We start from the raw sequence: 17,413 nt of genomic DNA on the forward strand, positions 1-17,413 counted from the left end.
CCTCATCTCCGCGCGGCTCCGTCAGCCGGGGAACACCTGCGCCATCGCGGCGTCGAACTGCGCCCAGCTCATGGTCGCCCGGTTGCCCGCAAAGCCGTGGTAATGCGACCTGCCGTTTGCGGTCGGCAGGCCGGCCCAGATCTCGGCGAGGTTGTTCATGAATTGGTGGCGGGTGATCGTGCCTGCCCGGAACCGGTGCAAGCCAGCCTCCAGGAGCAGGCGGTCGGCCAGCCGGTCCTGAAGGCGCGGCGTGAACAGCGCGTGCTCGTCGATCCCAAGGTCGCGAACCAGTCGGGCGAGAGTCTGCGGGATGAACTGGTAACGGCCGATGGCGTGCTGCTGTTCGGGCGTGTCTTCGATCCACAGGAAGATCTCGGCGACGGACAAGGCGGTCGGCCGGCGAGGTGGCGGGACCGTCGCGGCGTGCTGGACAGCGTCGTAGCCGTGCCGGCGGGATTCAGCGAAGCCGATGATGTCGAGGATCCCGTCGCGCTGCGATCCTCCAAGCCGGAGCATTCCTCCGGACGCGCCCGCTTCGGACCGGGCCGAGGTGCGGCCGGGCGTCTGGCGGGGTGGAGCGAACAGGCCGGCCTCGACCCGGCCGACAAAGAGCGAGGCGGCCTGCACTCGCCCATCGGGCTCGGCCGGCAGGCGGGACACCGTGACCAAACCACCCGCGCCCCGGAACAGGGAGCCGCGGGAATGGAGCGAGGCGGGTTCGGCGATCGTGCCACCGGCCAGCGCCGGGACGGCCGCGATCGCGGCCAGCGTCGGGACGAGTCCTCTCAGCGTCATGCGCGCCTCGTTCTGAGTGCATCCGTGGCGCGGATCCTGCCCGAGAGACGTTCACATTTCGTTGCCGCTTTCAGGGAGTTGACCGCCCCCGCGCGATCCCCGAAAGAGAGCAGCATGACACGCTCCCGCGCCACCGCCACCGGCTTCCTCGCCGTCCTTCTCTGGGCGCTACTGGCGCTCTTCACCGTCGGATCCGCGCCGGTGCCGCCGCTTCAGCTCACCGCGATGAGCTTCGCCATCGGCGGTGCGATCGGCGTTGTCTGGACGCTGGCGGCAGGCGGGCTGCACCGGCTGCGCGGCGTCGGCTGGAAGATCTATGCTTTCGGCACGGCGGGACTGTTCGGCTACCACTTCTTTTATTTCTCGGCCCTCCGACTGGCCCCTCCGGCACAGGCAGGGCTCATCGCCTATCTCTGGCCGCTGCTCATCGTGCTGATGTCGGGGCTCCTGCCGGGCGAACGCCTGCGCCCCGGCCACCTGCTGGGCGGCGCGCTCGGCCTCGGTGGCGCGGCTCTCATCATCCTCGGCGACGGCGGCGGGCTGCGCGGCGACGCCCTGCCCGGCTACGGGCTGGCGCTGCTCTGTGCCCTGTTCTGGTCCGGCTATTCCGTGCTGTCCCGCCGCATCGGCCACGCCCCGACCGAGACGGTCGCGGTCTTCTGCCTGGCCACGGCGCTTCTCTCGGGCCTCGCCCATCTGGCGCTGGAAGACACCGTGTTTCCGGCCACGGCACGCGCCTGGGCGAGCGTCGCAGCGCTCGGCCTCGGTCCCGTCGGGATCGCCTTCTATGTCTGGGATATCGGGGTGAAGCGCGGGGATATACAGCTTCTTGGTGTCGCAAGCTACGCTGCGCCGCTGCTCTCGACATTGGCACTGGTGCTTGCCGGTCTTGCGGAACCGACGCCGCGCCTTGCACTGGCGGCGGCATTGATCACCGGGGGCGCTGCACTGGCCGCCTGGGCCAGCGCACGCGCCGCTCGCGTCAGGAGGCGGACGTCAGCCGCGTGATCTCTTCCTTTATTCGAAGCTTCTGTTTCTTGAGTTCTACAATCTCGAGGTCGTCGGAGCCGGGGGCAGATTGAATTTCCTCCACTTTCGCCGACAGGGCGGAATGTTTCTTGCGGAGTTCTTCAACGCGGGCGGACTCGGACATGGCCAACTTCTCCTCTCAAGTTCTTTCGCCCCTCAAGTGCAGCACGATTTTCTGGGCTTGTCACGCCGAACCGGCATCACAGGTGAATATTTTGCACGGGCTCTGCAAAACCTTGCCGAAAATGCCTATATGGCTGCGGCGCCGAATGCTGGAAGGGCCGCGCCGCCGCGCAGCACGGCAGTGATCTCCTCGGAATAGTCCTCGCCGTCGAATTCATGCATCCGCCCGCGATGGAGCACCAGCGGCGCGTGCAGCCGCAAAGGCGCCCGGCCGCCCTTGCGAAGGCGGACGATCACCAGGCTCGCGTCCCGTCCCTCCCGCGGTTGCAGCGGTTGGATCTGAACGGATCCCAGCCCGTCCTGCGTGCCGAGCAGGTCCGCCAGCCGTTCGGGCCGGTGGATCAGCGTGAGCCAGCCCTTTGTTGCCAGCCGCCGGGCCGCGGTTGCGATCCAGAGCGCGAGCGGCGTCTCCTCGCCCATTGCCGCCTCCCGCGCGCCATGCGGCGACGCATGCGAGTTCTCGCGCCGGAAATAGGGCGGGTTGGCGATCACATGGTCGAAGCTCCGCTGACGGATACCCGGCGGGAGATGGGCGAGGTCCGCCTCGACCACGTTCATCTCCACGCCGTTTTCCGCGGCGTTGCGCCGCGCCAGCGCAGCGATCTCCGGCTGCCGCTCGACTCCCGTGAGCGCAAGCCCCGAAACGCGCGCCGCCAGACAGAGCGAGGCCGTGCCGGTGCCGCAGCCGAGTTCGAGCACGCTCTGCCCGGGCTCCGCCGGACAGGCGGCCGCGAGCAGGACCGGGTCGATACCGGCGCGATAGCCCTTTGCCGGTTGCCAGAGTGCCAGGCGACCGCCGAGATAGGCATCCCGCGTCAGCGGCATGTCGTCCATCTCAGCGGTCCTCGCTGACGTCGAGATCGTTGTCGCGCAGGGCCACGCGGGCGCGGAACAGGTCCCTGTCGGCCACCATGAGCCGCCGCGGCAGGATGCCCAACGACCCTTCGAGGATGCTCATATGGACGTCCATTTCGAAGCAGTCTATATCCTCGCCAGCGAGGAGCGTTTTCGCGAAGGCGATTACTGTAAGGTCGGTGCTGCGTAAAACCTCTTTCATGGCGTCGAGTTAAGAGAAGGCCCGCCGCCTTGTCGAGCGGGATAGCAAGACCGTGATGAGCCTGGACGACCCCAGCCAGAAACCGCATGACCGCCTCGCCGCCGCGCTTTCGGACGAGATGGCGCAGGTCAACGCGCTGATCCGCACCCGGATGGCCTCCGAGCACGCCCCCCGGATTCCCGAGGTGACAGCGCATCTGGTCGAGGCGGGCGGCAAGCGACTCCGGCCGATGCTGACCCTCGCGACGGCGCGGATGTGCGGCTACACCGGCGACAGCCATGTGAAACTCGCCGCAACGGTGGAATTCATCCACACCGCGACACTCCTGCATGACGACGTGGTCGACGAGAGCGCGCAACGGCGCGGCCGGCCGACCGCGAACCTGCTCTGGGACAACAAGTCCTCGGTGCTGGTTGGCGACTATCTCTTTGCCCGCTCCTTCCAGTTGATGGTGGAAACCGGCAGCCTCAGGGTGATGGACATTCTCGCCAACGCCTCGGCGGTGATCGCCGAAGGCGAGGTTCTCCAGATGACCGCGGCGCAGGACCTCGGCACGGACGAGTCGATCTACCTGCAGGTGATCCGCGGAAAGACCGCGGCGCTCTTTGCGGCGGCGTGCGAGGTCGGCGGCGTGGTGGCCGGGGCTCCGGAAGAACAGGTCTTGGCGCTGCGTGATTACGGTGATGCGCTCGGCATCAGCTTCCAGATCGTCGATGACTTGCTGGACTACGGCGGCGACGCCGCGGCGACAGGCAAGAATGTCGGCGACGACTTCCGCGAACGCAAACTGACGCTGCCGGTGATCAAGGCGGTGGCGCTGGCCGACGACGAGGAACGAGCGTTCTGGCGCCGAGTCATCGAGAAGGGCGACCAACGCCCGGGCGATCTCGAGACCGCGCTGGCGCTGCTCGCAACCCATGGCACGCTCGAGGCCACCCGGCGCGAGGCACTCGGCTGGGCGGAGCGCGCGAAGACTGCGCTTTCGGCTCTTCCCGCGGACGAGATTCGCGAGATGCTGACCGACCTCGCAGATTACGTGGTGGCGCGGCTGCGCTGAACCTGCCGTCTCGCAGCGCCTTCCGCTCATCCCGGAACCGGGTAGCCCCGCCAGGACTTGATCGACCGCAGGGCAAAGCTTGTCTGCATTCCCGACACGCCGGGCAACCGGGCGAGGCATCGGCGATGGATCATGTCGTAATGCGCCACGTCACGGGCCACGATGCGCAGGATGTAATCCGCGGTGCCGGTGGTCAGCACGCATTCGAGGATCTCGTCATAGAGCTGCACCGCCTTTTCGAAGGCGTCCATTGCCTCCTGGCTCTGCGAGGTCAGCGTGATGTCGACGAAGACCTCGAGGTCCAGCCCCAGAGCCTTCGGATTCACCCGCGCCGAATAACCGTCGATCATGCCGCTTTGCTCGAGGAGCTTCACCCGCCGGTGGCAGGCCGAGGTCGAGAGCCCGATCCGATCGGCTAGCTCCGCAACCGCGATATGCGAATCCCGCTGCAGCTCGCGCAGGATGTTGGCGTCAAATCTGTCCAAATGACATCCTCCCGTTTTGACCAATCTTCGGAAATCTTCTCGCAAAACGCCAGAGAGACGCGCCATGTATGAATCGAAACCGACGCAGAGCGTGATATTCTTGACAGAATTGCACAAGGGAGACAGCGGCTATGCGCATCGGTGTGCCGAAGGAAATCAAGACCCATGAATACCGCGTCGGGCTGACGCCGGAATCTGCCGCCGAGATGATCGCGCATGGCCATTCCGTCGCGGTGGAAACCGGCGCCGGCGTCGGAATCGGGGCCGACGATTCGGTCTACGAGGCCGTCGGCGCAACGATCCTCGGCACGGCGACGGAGGTCTTCGCCACCGCGGAGATGATCGTGAAGGTCAAGGAACCGCAGCCCGCCGAGTGCGCGATGCTGCGGCCGGGCCAGCTGCTGTACACCTATCTCCACCTCGCCCCCGACCCGAACCAGGCGAAGGCGTTGATGGAGTCGGGTGCCGTCGCGGTGGCCTACGAAACCGTTACCGATGCCTGGGGCGGTCTGCCGCTGCTGAAGCCGATGAGCCAGGTCGCCGGGCGGATGTCGATCCAGGCCGGGGCCACGGCGCTGGAGAAGGCGCATGGCGGCCGCGGCGTGCTGCTCGGCGGCGTGCCGGGCGTGGCGCCGGCAAAGGTCGTCGTGATCGGCGGCGGCGTCGTCGGCTTCAACGCCGCGCAGATGGCGGTGGGCCTCGGCGCGGATGTCACCATCATGGACCGCAATCCGGAGGCGCTCGAGCGGCTTGCCACGCATTTCGAGAGCCGCGCCAAGACCGCCTATTCGACCCGTACGCGGATTGCCGAACTCGTTGCCGCCGCCGACCTCGTCATCGGCGCGGTGCTGATCCCCGGCGCGGCGGCACCGAAACTGGTGACCCGCGCGGATCTCGCCGAGATGAAGCCGGGCGCGGTCCTTGTCGACGTCGCCATCGACCAAGGTGGCTGTTTCGAGACGTCCCGGCCCACGACCCATTCCGAGCCGACCTTCGAGGTCGACGGAATCGTGCACTATTGCGTCGCCAACATGCCCGGCGCCGTAGCGCGCACGTCGACCTACGCGCTCAACAACGCCACCCTGCCCCATGCCCTGCGCATGGCCGATCTCGGCTGGAAGGAGGCGCTGCGGCGCAATCCGCACCTGCGCGCGGGGCTGAACGTCTGGGACGGACGGATCACCTGCGACGCAGTCGCCGAAGCGCTCGGCCTCGACGGGATCGACGCAGAGGTTGCGCTGGCGGCCGAGTAGACGCGTGTCGGTGCGCCGCTGCGCGACGCCGATCGCCGGCAGACCCCAGGGGTGAGCCCGCACGAGACGCGCTCACTTCAAAAACCTGGCCCTGGAAGCACGCCGCCCGCCGGATCTCTCCGGCGGGCGGTCTGACTCTCACTTCGGCTCCGGGTCAGGCGGCCATGCGACGAAAGAACCTTTTCGGCCATGCCAGGAAAATCATCTGGCTTCCGCGCCGGCGCCGACCGAAGAGCATCTGGAATCCATGATTCGGATGCATCTCGCGCTCCTCTGCAGTTTGTCGATCTTAAAACAAGATGGCACTTGCGGCGCGAAATTCAACCCCAGAAGGAGGGAAACTATACCATGGGTATAAAACTGGTTGTTTTCCGGTCACGCCCCTTAGCCTAGACCGGGGCGTCGAAGAAGCCCGGGCCGGCCTGTTCCAGCAGTCGGGCGGCGAGATCGCGGCCGAGGGCTGGGCCGTCCTCGATCGGCGCGCTTGCGGCGCCCTCGTAACACCGGCTGCCGTCCGGACGCAGGATCTCGCCTCTGAGCGCGAGGTTGCCGCCCTCGAGCACGGCCAGGCCCGCGATGGGCGTCTCGCAGGAGCCGTCGAGCGCGGCGAGGAAGGCCCGCTCGGCGGCGAGCCGCTGGCCGGTCGGCACATCGTGGATCGCCTCGAGCATGCGCGCCGCTCGGCTGTCGCTGTCCCGCCGCTCGATGCCGATCGCGCCCTGCGCCACCGCCGGTAGCATGTCTTCGGTGGCGATCGGCACCCGCGCGATATCGAGCCCCAGCCGGTTCAACCCGGCGCAGGCAAGGAAGGTCGCCGCGGCCACACCGTCCTGAAGCTTCTTCATCCGGGTCTGCACATTGCCGCGGAACTCCACCAGCCGAAGGTCCGGCCGCCGGTAGAGCAGCTGCGCCCGCCGCCGCAGCGAGGATGTCCCGACCACTGCACCCTCCGGCAGGTCTGAGAAGGCGCGGCCCTCAAGCGTGACGAAGGCATCGCGCACATCCTCGCGCGGAAGGAAACAGTCGAGCACAAGCCCTGCGGGCTGCTCGACCGGCATGTCCTTCATCGAATGGACCGCGATGTCGATCTGATCCGCGAGCAGCGCTTCCTCGATCTCCTTGGTGAAGAGCCCCTTGTTGCCGATCTCCTTCAGCGGCCGGTCCGTGTCGATCAGCGCGCGGTCGTCGCCGGTGGTCTTGATCACCACGATCTCGAAGGCCTCGGCCGCAAGGCCGAAGGCGGCGCCGAGCCGGGCGCGGGTTTCATGCGCCTGAGCCAGCGCCAGCGGCGAGCCGCGGGTGCCGATGCGCAGCGGCGCGGCGGGGTTGGGGAGCGGATATTCCATGCCCTCGTGCTTAATTGCCGCCCCGCGGCCTGACAACACCCTGCCCCGCTTGACTTCCTGTCCCAGAGGTCGCACCCAACGGGGCGAACAGAGGGGAGGGCAAGGATGGCGAAAAAGCTCCTGAGAGCGCTGGCCGGAGAAACCCAGGCGGTTCCGCCGATCTGGATGATGCGCCAGGCCGGCCGCTACCTGCCGGAATACCGCGCCACCCGTGCGCAGGCCGGGGATTTCCTGTCTCTTTGCTATAATCCAGAGCTCGCTGCCGAAGTGACGTTGCAGCCGATCCGCCGTTACGGATTCGACGCGGCGATCCTCTTTGCCGATATCCTGCTCCTGCCCGACGCGCTCGGGGCCGACCTTTGGTTCGTGACCGGCGAGGGGCCGCGGCTCTCCACGGTGACGGCCCAGGCGGATTTCGACCGGCTCAAAGGCAAGGACGACATCCACGACCACCTCGCGCCGGTCTACGAGACGGTGCGCCTGCTCGCCCGCGAGCTGCCCGAAGAGGTCGCGCTCATCGGTTTCGCCGGCGCGCCCTGGACGGTGGCGACCTACATGATCGCCGGCCGCGGCACGCCCGACCAGGGCCCGGCCCATGCGCTCAAGGCAGAGAACCGGCCGCTCTTCGACGCGCTGATGGAGCGGCTGACCGAGGCCACGATCGAATACCTCTCGCAGCAGGTCGAGGCAGGGGCAGAGGTGGTGAAACTCTTCGACAGCTGGGCGGGCTCACTCAGCGGCGCGGATTTCGAGACCTATGCCGTCGAACCCGCCCGCCGGATCACCGCCGCTCTGAAGGCGCGCCACCCCGGCCTTCCGATAATCGCCTTCCCACGCGAGGCCGGCGAGAAATATGTCGGATTCGCCAGGGCGACCGGGGTCGACTGCGTCGCGCTCGACAATTCGGTGAGCCCCGAATGGGCCGCCGAACATGTGCAGGTCGACGGCTGCGTGCAGGGCAACCTTGCCTCTTCGCACATGGTCACTGGCGGCGCCGCGCTGGTCGAGGAAACCCGCCGGATCGTCTCGGCCTTCTCCAGGGGACCGCACATCTTCAACCTCGGCCATGGAATCACCCCGGATGCCGACCCCGACAATGTAAGCCTTATGATCGACACGGTGCGCGGCGCCCGGGGCTGACCGCATGCTGCTGGCGCATCTCACGCTGACGCTGACCGTGGTGGCCACGGCAACGATGGCGGCCTCCGCGGCGGTCCAGGCGGTCCGGCAGGAGTTCGACCTCTTCGGCGCCACCGTCCTCGCCATCGCTGCGGCGCTCGGCGGCGGGACCGTCCGCGACCTCCTGCTGGGCCGCACACCGGTTTTCTGGATCGACGACCTGACCTATGTCGCCACGACCGTTCCCATCGCCATGCTGACCTGGTTCGCCGCCCGCCGCATGGACACCGGCAACGGCCGTCGACTCCGGCTGCTGCTCTACCTCGATGCAATGGGTCTGGCGCTGTTCACCCTGATGGGCACGCGGATCGCTCTGCAGGCCGAGACTTCGGCGCTGATCGCCATCATCATCGGATGCATCACCGGCACCGTCGGGGGCATGATCCGCGACATGTTGTGCAACCTGACCCCGACGATCCTGAAGAAGGACCTCTATGCCACGATCTCGCTCGCCGGCGGCGCGGTCTACCTGCTGCTGCGGGAAGCCGCCCCGGACTGGGCCGCCATCCTGGTCGCCTTCGTCGGCATGCTCGTTGCGCGGGTCGTCGTCATCCGCCGCGCCGCCTGATCCTCAGATCCATTTCGCCAGCGGCGGCAGCGACATTAGCACCGCTTCGGGATCATGCCCGGTGGCCAGCCCGAATTTAGTGCCGCGGTCATAGACCAGATTGTATTCGGCATAGAGGCCGCGATGGACCAGTTGCGCCTCCTTGTCGGCCTCGCTCCAGGGCGTGTCGCGCCTTGCCTCCGTCACCGGAAGGAAGGCCGGCAGGAAGGCGGCGCCCACGGCACGGGTGAAAGCGAAATCGGCCTCCCAGTCGCCGGTGTTGAGGTCGTCGTAGAAGATGCCGCCGACGCCGCGGGCGCGCTTGCGGTGGGGGATGAAGAAATACGTATCCGCCCAAGCCTTGAAGCGCTCGTAATACCCCGGATCGTGGGCGTCGCAGGCCGCCTTGAGCGCGGCGTGGAAGGCCGCCGTATCCTCGTCATATTCGACGCAGGGGTTGAGATCCGCCCCGCCGCCGAACCACCAGGCGCCCGGCGTCCAGAACATCCGCGTGTTCATGTGAACCGCCGGCGTGTGCGGGTTCTGCATATGCGCCACGAGGCTGATGCCGGAGGCCCAGAAGCGCGGATCGGCCTCGATGCCCGGCACGCCGCGCGCCGCCATGGCCTGCTGAGCGGCCTCGCCGAGCGTGCCGTGGACGGTGGAGATGTTGACGCCGACCTTCTCGAAGACCCGCCCGCCGCGCATTACGCTCATCAGCCCGCCTCCGGCGTCGCTGCCGTCCTCCGCCGTCCGGTGCGTCGCGCGCAGCTCGAACCGCCCGGCCGGTCGGCCGGCAAAGGGGCCGGTCTCCTGGCTGTCCTCGAGCGCCTCGAAGGCGGCAACGATCCGGTCTCGCAACTCGTGAAACCACTCCGAGGCGCGGGTCTTTTCCGCCTGCATCGCTTCTTCCATCCTGTCCTCCCTGACGGCCGCCACGGGCTACCAGCTTTGCCCGGATATCGCCAGTCCCGGGCGTGTGGAGAGAAAAGAGGCTGCACCGGACGAAGGGGCGCTCGAGCTGCCCCGTTGCGGCTCGTCCGCAATTGGCGCCGCGCCCCGCGCGCAGTAGCCTGATCGCATGGGCCGTCTGATTCTCCTGCTCACCCTGCCACTGCTGGCTGCCTGCGCGACGCCGCGGCAGACCTGCCTCGTGGCGGCGACGCGTGACCTGGCCACGGTCGACCAACTGATCGCCGAGACCGAGGCCAACCTGCAGCGCGGCTACGCCATCGAGCCGGAATACTACACCGGCTCGCAGGTCGGCCTCTGCGTCGGCAACGGGTTATATACCGGACTGGGCTGGACCTATTGCACCGTTCCGCAAACGCGCGTCCGTGCCAGGCCGGTGACCATCGACCGCACGGTCGAGCAGCAGAAGCTGAGGGATCTGAAGAAGGTCCGCGTCCGCGCCGAGCGCGAGGCGAGAACGAAACTCGAGAGCTGCGACGCGACCTATCCGCAGTAAGGGCCGGGCCGCGTCAGTGCGCCGGCGCGTTGACCGGATCGAGAAGGGTGCGCCCTCCGTCGACGGTGAGAATCTGCCCGGTCATGAAGGCCGCCGCGTCCGAGGCGAGGAACTGCGCCGCCTCGGCCACTTCGCCCGGCTTGGCGATCCGATTCATCGGCGTGTGCTCGCGGATATCGGCGCGATAATCGGCATTCTGTTTCAGGGCTTCCTTCAGGCTCGAGGAGAGCACCGAGCCGAAAGAGACGCCGTTCACGCGGATCCGGTGCGGAGCGAGCGCCACGGCGAGCGAACGGGTCATCTGGTCGAGCGCCGCGGTCGAGACAGAATATCCGAGCAGTTCGGGATGGGTCCTACGGGCGGCGATCGAGGACAGGTTGATGATCGTGCCGACCGAGTTGCGGTCCTCGGACTCGCTCTCCTTGGCCTGCTTGATCATCCGTTTTGCCACCGCCTGGCTCAGGCGCAACGCGGTCATCAGGTTCTGCTGCAACAGCATCTCGACCGCGTCATTGTCCGGATCGAGCGGGTCGGAGGGCTCCATCTGCCGGCAGGCATTCACCAGGATGTCTATATGATCGAAGGCGTCGAGCGTCGCCGACAGAAGGTTGGCGATGGTCAGCCGCTCGCGCAGGTCGCCGGCGAAGGACCGGGCACTGCCGCCCTTGTCGTCGCCGATCTCGTCGCGGAGCCGCTTCTCGTCCATATCCGCGAACATCACGTTCGCGCCCTTGTCCAGGAAATGCCGCGCGATCGCGAGCCCGACCCCGTGGGCGGCGCCGGTGACGATCGCTGTCTTGCCTTGGATGGAGAATGTCATGTGTCGGTCCTGTCGGAGTGTTGCCCGGGGGCCGTGAGGGGGATGAGTGAGTGTCTCAGCGTTTCGGCCGCGCGCCGGATTTCGGCCGGCGCGCCGCGAGGATCTTGAAACCCGGCGTGCCATCGAGTTCGCGGACCTCGCCGAAACCCGCGTTGAGCGGCGCCTCATAGGGCAAATGCCTGTTGGCCACAAGCCACAGGGTGCCATGCCCGGAAAGGTTGCGCGCCGCCGCAGCGATGAAGGCCGCGCCGAGCGTGGGGTCGGCGGCACGGCTGGCATGGAAGGGCGGGTTCATCACGACGTGGTCGAAGGGTGCGCCATCGCTCCACTGCGTCACGTCCTCCCACAGGAAACGCGCACGGTCGTCGGCAATGTTCATCCGCGCCGCCTCGAGCGCGGCGTGTTCGGCCTCGACCAGAACGCATTCCGTGACGCCCGCGCGTTCGAGGACGTGAAATGCGAGATAGCCCCAGCCGGCGCCGAGATCGGCCACGCGCCCGGGCATCTTGGCCGGCAGCGCCTCTGCCAGCGCCACCGAGGCCGGGTCGGGTCCGTCGGCCGAGAAAACTCCCGGCGCGGTCACCCAGCCGCTTTCCAGCCGTTTCACCGGCGGCAGCGCCCAGTCGGCGAAGAGCCCGGGGCCGGGCTGGACGGCAAAGATCTTGCCATGCGCCTTTGAGACAGGAGGCGCGACGTCGCAACGCTTGCGGATCTCGCGCAGGATCGAATCGACTCCGTCGCTCTTCTGCCCGTCGACGATCACCACCCCGCCCTGCGCGGCGGCCTCGGCGATCAGCGCCTTCGCCTCGGCCTTCGACCGCGGCAACATGACGATGGCGGCGGCGAAATCCTCCGGGGCGGCGACATCGGTTCGGAACCCTCTCCGTGCCCAGGAATCGTGATCGGCGCGGTTGCCCTGGACGATCTCGACCCGTTCGCGTGGCAAAGCCGAGAGATCGGCCTCTGCCCGCGGCCGGAAGACGGCGATGGCCCCCGTCTGGGGCAGGTGCAGGGCACCGGATCTGAGCGCAAATGTCAGTCGGCTGTCGGACATGGCGCGGCCACTATCGCAGAACCGCACCCGGGGTCACGCGGAAAATTCCGCCGCGCCGGGGCCACCCCGGCCGGCTGCTATTTGATATCCGCCGCCGCCTGCGTAGACTTGGCGGAAAAGAACACCCATCGGAGGCCGTGATGAGCAGATATCTTTCCACCCTGGGACCCCTGGCGTTCGGCTTGGCCTGTGCGCTCGCTGCCGGCGCGGCGCTGGCCGACCGGGCTCTGGTGATCGGTGCCTCCGAGGAGTCGCGGCGTGGCCTCTGGTGGTCGGGCGGCGGCGAGGCGGACAGCGCGCAGGCGCTGCGCGAAGCCGGTTTCGACGTGATCACTGCCGACGCGGGTTCGGTTGGCGATATGCGCAAGGCACTCTCTGCCTTCCTCAACGGGATCGAGGAGGAGGCGCGCGTCGTGGTCCACCTCTCCGGCGCCTTCCTCAACGGCGCGGGCCGGACATGGCTGGTCGAGGCCGAACGCACCGGGCGGCCCGATCTCGCGACCATCGACGACATCGCGCTCTCCGTGGACACGGTGCTCGCTGTGGCCGGGCGCGTTCCGGGCGCTGCCATCGTCGCGCTCGGCACCGTCGAGGGCGAGGTGACGCCGGGGGCCGGGCTCGAAGCCGGGCCGTCGGCGCTGGTGCCGCCGCAGGGCGTCACCCTCGTCACCGGCGCGGATGAAGCGGTGGCCGAGTTCGTGACCGACCCGCTGCTGGTGGAGGGGCAATCGCTGCCCGAGGCGATCGCGGCGGTGCGGGGGCTGCGCGGCAGCGGCTTTCTCTCCGGGCGGGTGGCCTTCATCCCGGCCGGCACAGAACGGCCGGTGGCGCCCCCAAACGCGGCCGAGGTGGAGCGGGCGATCTGGCAGGCGAGCCTCGCGCAGGACAGCGTCGAGGGCTACCGCGGCTATCTCCAACGCTATCCTGACGGGTTCTTCGCCGCCGAGGCGCGGGCGGCGATCGAGCGGATCGAGACCGAGCCGGGCCGCGAGGCGCGGCTCGCAGAAGAGGCGCTGGCGCTCGACCGCGCTGACCGGCGCACCATCCAGCAGCAGCTCACCTTGCTGGGCTTCGAGCCGCGCGGCGTCGACGGGGTCTTCGGCTCCGGCTCGCGGGCGGCGATCTCGCGGTTTCAGGCCAAGAACGGCTTTCCCGAGACCGGCTTCCTGAACGCGACGCAGATCGAACGCCTCGCCCTGCAAGCCGAGCGGCGCGAGGCGGAGGTCGCGGCCGAGACGCGCAGGCAGGAACTGGAACGCGAAAAGAGAGACCGCGAGGCCTGGGCGGCGGTCTCCGAAACAGGCGACGAAGCGGGGCTGAGGACCTATCTCGAGCGCTATCCAAATGGCCTCTTCGCGCCGATCGCGAAGGAGCGGCTGGCGGCGATCGACGCCACGGCGAAGGCGCAGGCCGAGGCGCTGGAGCGGGCCGACTGGGAACGCGCAGCGGCGGCCGGCACCGAAGAGGCGCTCGCAGCCTATCTCGCCGCGCATCCCAACGGCGCGAACGCGGCCGTTGCGCGGGAGCGCCTGGAGGCGATGGCCAACGCCGGAAGCGAGGCCATGCAGGCGGCCGAAGCGGCCGAGGCGGCGCTCGGGCTCAACCCGGTGACGCGGACACTGGTCGAGCGCAGGCTGGAGCAGCTCAATCTCGACCCCGGCCCGGTCGACGGAAGCTTCGACGACCAGACCCGGGCCGCGATCCGCCGCTACCAGCGCGCGCGCGGGCTGGACGTGACGGGCTACATGAACGAGGTCGTCGTGGCGCAGATGCTGGCCGATCTCGGCGGGCTGCTGATGCCGGAGCGGTAGGGCCAGGCGGCAGGAGCTGGCAGAGATGCCGCTTGCTGCGCGAATCCGCTTTGCGAAAGGACAGCACAAGTTGCGAGCGCAAGAACGCCCCCGTCGCAACCTTGGACCGAAGACGTCGCGGCGCAGTGCAGCGTCTACGCACCGTCAGTCCACGCGTACCGCGGCAGAATTGGCGCGGCGTATTCGCACTGTGTGGGTTGAACCGCCTGGGCGTAGCTCCCGTGTCGTCCTGTTGAGCCCAATTCCGAGACAGTCCTTTCATGCTGCCAGGGTTTCATGATGGACCCTGGATGCACCGCTCAGAGTCCCCATTGACGGAAGACTCACAGTACCAGTGGCGGGAGAAGAGATCTGTAGCGCTCAAGCTCCGCCGAGGCGGCCTCGTTCCTCTTGCGAATGTCGGTCACGTCGAGATGATCCTCGAGGGTCGGGCGACGACGGTAGCGGCGGTCTTTCTGCTTCGAAAACATCGGCTTTTTCCCTGATGTGAAGATTGAGGTCATGCCACAAGCTTGCCGTTTCTTCCCAAACCGCGCGTCGGGAGCATTCCCCATTTTGATTTCTTCGGTTCCCCATTTTCAGATCCCTATCGGGTTCGGATGCGGTAACCTTTGTCTGGGAGGGCGGTATGGAGCTGCTGGAACGGGACGAACCACTGGACCGGCTTCGGGCGGCATTGGCCAGCGCCCAGGCAGGGCATGGCCGGGTCGTCGCCATCACGGGAGAGGCGGGTCTCGGGAAGACCACGCTTGTTCGAGCCTTTCTGTCCGGGCCTGATATCCGGTCCCGGATATTGCGGGGGGGATGCGAGGATCTGGGGATTGCCGAGCCGCTCGGTGCGCTTCGCGACCTTGCGCGGGAGGCCGGCTGGACCTTGCCCGAAGCCCGTCTGGCGTCCGGACGTTTGTCGCTCTTCTCCGATGCGCTCGCGGAATTTGCGTCTGTCAATGAGGGAACGATACTGGCGGTCGAGGATATTCATTGGGCTGACGAGGCGACGCTGGACTTCCTTCGCTACCTCTCCCGCAGGATTGCGGACCAACCGATCCTGCTGGTCGTCACCGCCCGAACCGACGATGCAGAAGGGCGGTCGCAGCTGCGCCGGCTCCTTGCCGGCGCCCCGAGCGATATCGTAGTCCGCCTTCCGCTCTCGCCCCTCTCCGAGACCGCCGTCACCGCTTTGGCGCGAGCTGCAGGGCAACGTGGCGAGGATCTTTTCCGAACGACCGGCGGCAATGCCTTCTACGTCACAGAACTGCTGCGCAATCCCGGCGTTACACCACCCAGCGTGCAGGATGCGGTTCTCGCGCGCGCCGACCGTCTGGCCCTAAACGAGCGTCGTCTTCTGGATGCAGTCTCGATCTTCCCGCGACGCGCGGAAAGGTCCCTGGTTCTGGACCTCCTCGGAGACGAAACTGGCGAGGCGATCGAGACCAGCCTCGATGTAGGCCTCTTGGAATTCGATGGAGAAAACCTCGCTTTCCGGCATGAAGTGGCGCGCCAGGCTGTGTACGCCGCCATACGACCGGATATTCGGCGCAGGTTGAATTCCCGGCTCCTTGCATTGCTTGAACATCAGGAAGGTATTCGCCCAGCACGCCGCCTGCACCATGCACGCGCAGCCAATGACGTGGCGACGGTGCGCCGGCTGGCACCGGATGCGGCAGCTGATGCCGTGGCGCTCGGCGCCCGCCTCGAAGCTGCTCAGTACTACACCCTTGCCATCGACAGTGCCGACGCCGTTGGCGCAGATCTTCTCGAGGAGGCCGCGTGGGCGCATTACCTCGTCGGTGACAACCGCCGGGCCGTGACTCTCCAAGCCGAAGCCCAGAAGCTCCACGAAACCGCGGCGGATGTCGTTCGCGTAGGCGACGGGATGCGCCGGCTTGCGCGTTTCCGATGGGGCGCCAACGACATTTCCGGCGCATTCGAAGCCGCTACGGCAGCGGTACAGAAGCTCACGAACCATCCTGGCCCCGAACTCGCGCTTGCCCTCTCAACGGTGTCGCAACTCCTTATGCTCGCGTGGCAATACGATAGGGTCGAAGCGCCCGCCAGAGCCGCGATCGCGCTTGCAGAGGACTGCGCGCGTCCCGACATCGTCTGCCACGCGTTGAACAACCTCGGGATGTCGAGGAGCTTCTCCGACGCTGCTTCGGCGCGCGCCGACCTGTCCCGAAGCCTGGAAATCGCTCTGGAAATCGATAATCCGGACCATGCCGCCCGAGCATTCGGCAACCGGGCACATATGGAGTATCACCTGTGCGAATATCCGGCAGCGCTGGAAATCGCGACGAAAGCCGCCCCCTATCTGCGAGAGCAGGAGCTTGACGGGTTCTTCGTCTACAATTCGGGGCTGCGTGCCCGCCTGAAGCTACATTCCGGCGAGTGGGAAGAAGCAGGTGAAATCGCGCGCGAGGCATGGTCGCGGCACGAGGATTTTGGCTTCGTCCTGTATCCATTCAACGCCGCCCTTGCCTTGTTGGCCCTCCAGATCCGCACCGGCGCCACGCCTGAGGTCGGTGCGCTTGACTACCTTTCCGGCTTTGACAGCCCCGACGCCGAGGCACAGCGACTTGCACCCTACGCGCTTCTGATCGCGGAAATGGCGTGGTTCACCGGGACCGGCCGTAAAGAGGCCACGGACCTCCTGCGTCGGGCCGCGAAGCGTTCTCCAATTGTCGAGCCTGTCGCGAATGTCCATCTCTGGCGTCGCCGCCTCGATCCTGGCATTTCGATCCCCGATCTCGGGAATGCTCCCGAGCCGTATCATCTGGAGGCCGCAGGAGACTGGATCGGAGCAGCCAGGGCATGGGCCGAGCGCGGCGCAGATTTCGACCGGGCCATGGCATTGGCGCAGGGCGACGAGATTTCGCGCGGCGAGGCCATTTCGATTCTCGAAGAGTTGGGAGCTGCACCCGTTGCTGATCGGGTCCGGACCGAGATGCGCGACCTCGGAATGACGCCCCGCCGCACAGGTCCCCGGGCCTCGACAATACAGAACCCGGCCGGACTGACACGTCGGCAGATGGACGTGTTGAAATGCATCGACGCCGGCAAGTCCAATGCCGAGATCGCCGAGATACTGTTCATCTCGTCCAAAACTGTCGATCACCACGTCTCCGCAATCCTTGCGAAGCTCGATGTTGCCTCAAGGGGCGAGGCGGCCGCCAAAGCCAGAACCGATGGCTTGATCTGATTGGGTGCGTGCGGATCCATGCCTGGTTACGAGTAGCCGGAACCACAAAGACTTGTCCGCGCACAAAAGCGTACAATCAGGCAGGCGTGAACCTGCCTACTCGAAGGGTCCGTACAGGGAAAATGCAAAG

At 67.1% G+C, this 17,413-nt stretch carries 18 protein-coding genes; 8 read left to right on the forward strand and 10 right to left on the reverse strand.

What is annotated here, in order from left to right; genetic code table 11:
• Positions 1–21: 21 nt before the first annotated feature.
• Entirely contained in the window at positions 22–795 is a 774-nt protein-coding gene (locus EU800_RS17315) for a hypothetical protein (protein WP_129634285.1), read from the reverse strand.
• 114 nt (positions 796–909) lie between these two features.
• On the opposite strand from EU800_RS17315, the gene EU800_RS17320 reads away from it, so the two are divergent.
• Positions 910–1,803: a DMT family transporter gene (locus EU800_RS17320; RefSeq protein WP_129634286.1), complete on the forward strand. Its 894-nt coding sequence runs from the start codon at positions 910–912 to the stop codon at positions 1,801–1,803.
• Here EU800_RS17320 and EU800_RS17325 read toward each other — a convergent pair.
• The 3 genes from EU800_RS17325 to EU800_RS17335 all read right to left on the reverse strand — a co-directional run bounded on the left by EU800_RS17325 (position 1,778) and on the right by EU800_RS17335 (position 3,064).
• Positions 1,778–1,948 (reverse strand): YdcH family protein, encoded by a 171-nt coding sequence (locus EU800_RS17325; RefSeq protein ID WP_129634287.1) that lies wholly within the window; start codon positions 1,946–1,948, stop codon positions 1,778–1,780. The genes EU800_RS17320 and EU800_RS17325 overlap by 26 nt on opposite strands.
• A 125-nt stretch (positions 1,949–2,073) precedes the next feature.
• Positions 2,074–2,841: a tRNA1(Val) (adenine(37)-N6)-methyltransferase gene (locus EU800_RS17330; RefSeq protein WP_129634288.1), complete on the reverse strand. Its 768-nt coding sequence runs from the start codon at positions 2,839–2,841 to the stop codon at positions 2,074–2,076.
• 1 nt (position 2,842) lies between these two features.
• Positions 2,843–3,064, reverse strand: coding sequence for a DUF2007 domain-containing protein (locus tag EU800_RS17335; protein WP_129634289.1), 222 nt, complete (start codon positions 3,062–3,064; stop codon positions 2,843–2,845).
• Positions 3,065–3,119: 55 nt separating this feature from the next.
• Between EU800_RS17335 and EU800_RS17340 the strand changes: the two genes are divergently transcribed.
• Positions 3,120–4,121, forward strand: a complete 1,002-nt coding sequence (locus tag EU800_RS17340; protein WP_129634290.1) for a polyprenyl synthetase family protein — start codon at positions 3,120–3,122, stop codon at positions 4,119–4,121.
• Positions 4,122–4,147: 26 nt separating this feature from the next.
• On the opposite strand, the gene EU800_RS17345 is transcribed toward EU800_RS17340, so the two are convergent.
• Positions 4,148–4,606 carry an Lrp/AsnC family transcriptional regulator gene (locus EU800_RS17345; RefSeq protein WP_129634291.1) on the reverse strand — a complete coding sequence of 153 codons (459 nt, stop codon included), beginning with the start codon at positions 4,604–4,606 and terminating at the stop codon, positions 4,148–4,150.
• Positions 4,607–4,737: 131 nt separating this feature from the next.
• Between EU800_RS17345 and ald the strand changes: the two genes are divergently transcribed.
• On the forward strand, positions 4,738–5,859 hold the full coding sequence (gene ald / locus EU800_RS17350) for an alanine dehydrogenase (RefSeq protein ID WP_129634292.1): 1,122 nt from the start codon (positions 4,738–4,740) through the stop codon (positions 5,857–5,859).
• Between the two features lie 389 nt (positions 5,860–6,248).
• Here the strand turns inward: ald and hemC are convergent, their stop codons facing one another.
• Positions 6,249–7,205 carry a hydroxymethylbilane synthase gene (gene hemC / locus EU800_RS17355; protein ID WP_129634293.1) on the reverse strand — a complete coding sequence of 319 codons (957 nt, stop codon included), beginning with the start codon at positions 7,203–7,205 and terminating at the stop codon, positions 6,249–6,251.
• 105 nt (positions 7,206–7,310) lie between these two features.
• Here hemC and hemE point away from each other — a divergent pair, with 105 nt between their 5' ends.
• Positions 7,311–8,345: a uroporphyrinogen decarboxylase gene (gene hemE / locus EU800_RS17360; RefSeq protein WP_129634294.1), complete on the forward strand. Its 1,035-nt coding sequence runs from the start codon at positions 7,311–7,313 to the stop codon at positions 8,343–8,345.
• A gap of 4 nt (positions 8,346–8,349) precedes the next feature.
• Positions 8,350–8,952, forward strand: a complete 603-nt coding sequence (locus tag EU800_RS17365; protein ID WP_129634295.1) for a trimeric intracellular cation channel family protein — start codon at positions 8,350–8,352, stop codon at positions 8,950–8,952.
• Positions 8,953–8,955: 3 nt separating this feature from the next.
• Here EU800_RS17365 and hemF read toward each other — a convergent pair whose 3' ends face one another.
• Positions 8,956–9,846: an oxygen-dependent coproporphyrinogen oxidase gene (hemF, locus tag EU800_RS17370; RefSeq protein WP_129634296.1), complete on the reverse strand. Its 891-nt coding sequence runs from the start codon at positions 9,844–9,846 to the stop codon at positions 8,956–8,958.
• A 166-nt stretch (positions 9,847–10,012) separates the two neighbouring features.
• On the opposite strand from hemF, the gene EU800_RS17375 reads away from it, so the two are divergent.
• A complete protein-coding gene (locus EU800_RS17375; protein ID WP_129634297.1) occupies positions 10,013–10,399 on the forward strand; it encodes a hypothetical protein in 387 nt (128 codons plus the stop codon).
• A gap of 13 nt (positions 10,400–10,412) precedes the next feature.
• On the opposite strand, the gene EU800_RS17380 is transcribed toward EU800_RS17375, so the two are convergent.
• Entirely contained in the window at positions 10,413–11,219 is an 807-nt protein-coding gene (locus EU800_RS17380; RefSeq protein ID WP_129634298.1) for an SDR family NAD(P)-dependent oxidoreductase, read from the reverse strand.
• A gap of 55 nt (positions 11,220–11,274) precedes the next feature.
• Positions 11,275–12,273, reverse strand: a complete 999-nt coding sequence (locus tag EU800_RS17385) for a class I SAM-dependent methyltransferase (protein WP_129634299.1) — start codon at positions 12,271–12,273, stop codon at positions 11,275–11,277.
• A 140-nt stretch (positions 12,274–12,413) separates the two neighbouring features.
• Here EU800_RS17385 and EU800_RS17390 point away from each other — a divergent pair, with 140 nt between their 5' ends.
• Complete coding sequence (locus EU800_RS17390; protein ID WP_129634300.1) at positions 12,414–14,084, forward strand: peptidoglycan-binding domain-containing protein; 1,671 nt, start codon at positions 12,414–12,416, stop codon at positions 14,082–14,084.
• A 323-nt stretch (positions 14,085–14,407) separates the two neighbouring features.
• On the opposite strand, the gene EU800_RS26945 is transcribed toward EU800_RS17390, so the two are convergent.
• Positions 14,408–14,554, reverse strand: coding sequence for a hypothetical protein (locus tag EU800_RS26945; RefSeq protein ID WP_165354714.1), 147 nt, complete (start codon positions 14,552–14,554; stop codon positions 14,408–14,410).
• Positions 14,555–14,712: 158 nt separating this feature from the next.
• On the opposite strand from EU800_RS26945, the gene EU800_RS29035 reads away from it, so the two are divergent.
• Positions 14,713–17,283: an AAA family ATPase gene (locus EU800_RS29035; RefSeq protein WP_129634301.1), complete on the forward strand. Its 2,571-nt coding sequence runs from the start codon at positions 14,713–14,715 to the stop codon at positions 17,281–17,283.
• Positions 17,284–17,413 lie beyond the last annotated feature (130 nt).

Origin of the sequence: Tropicimonas sp. IMCC6043, assembly GCF_004146235.1 — a bacterium.
Classification (GTDB): domain Bacteria; phylum Pseudomonadota; class Alphaproteobacteria; order Rhodobacterales; family Rhodobacteraceae; genus Tropicimonas.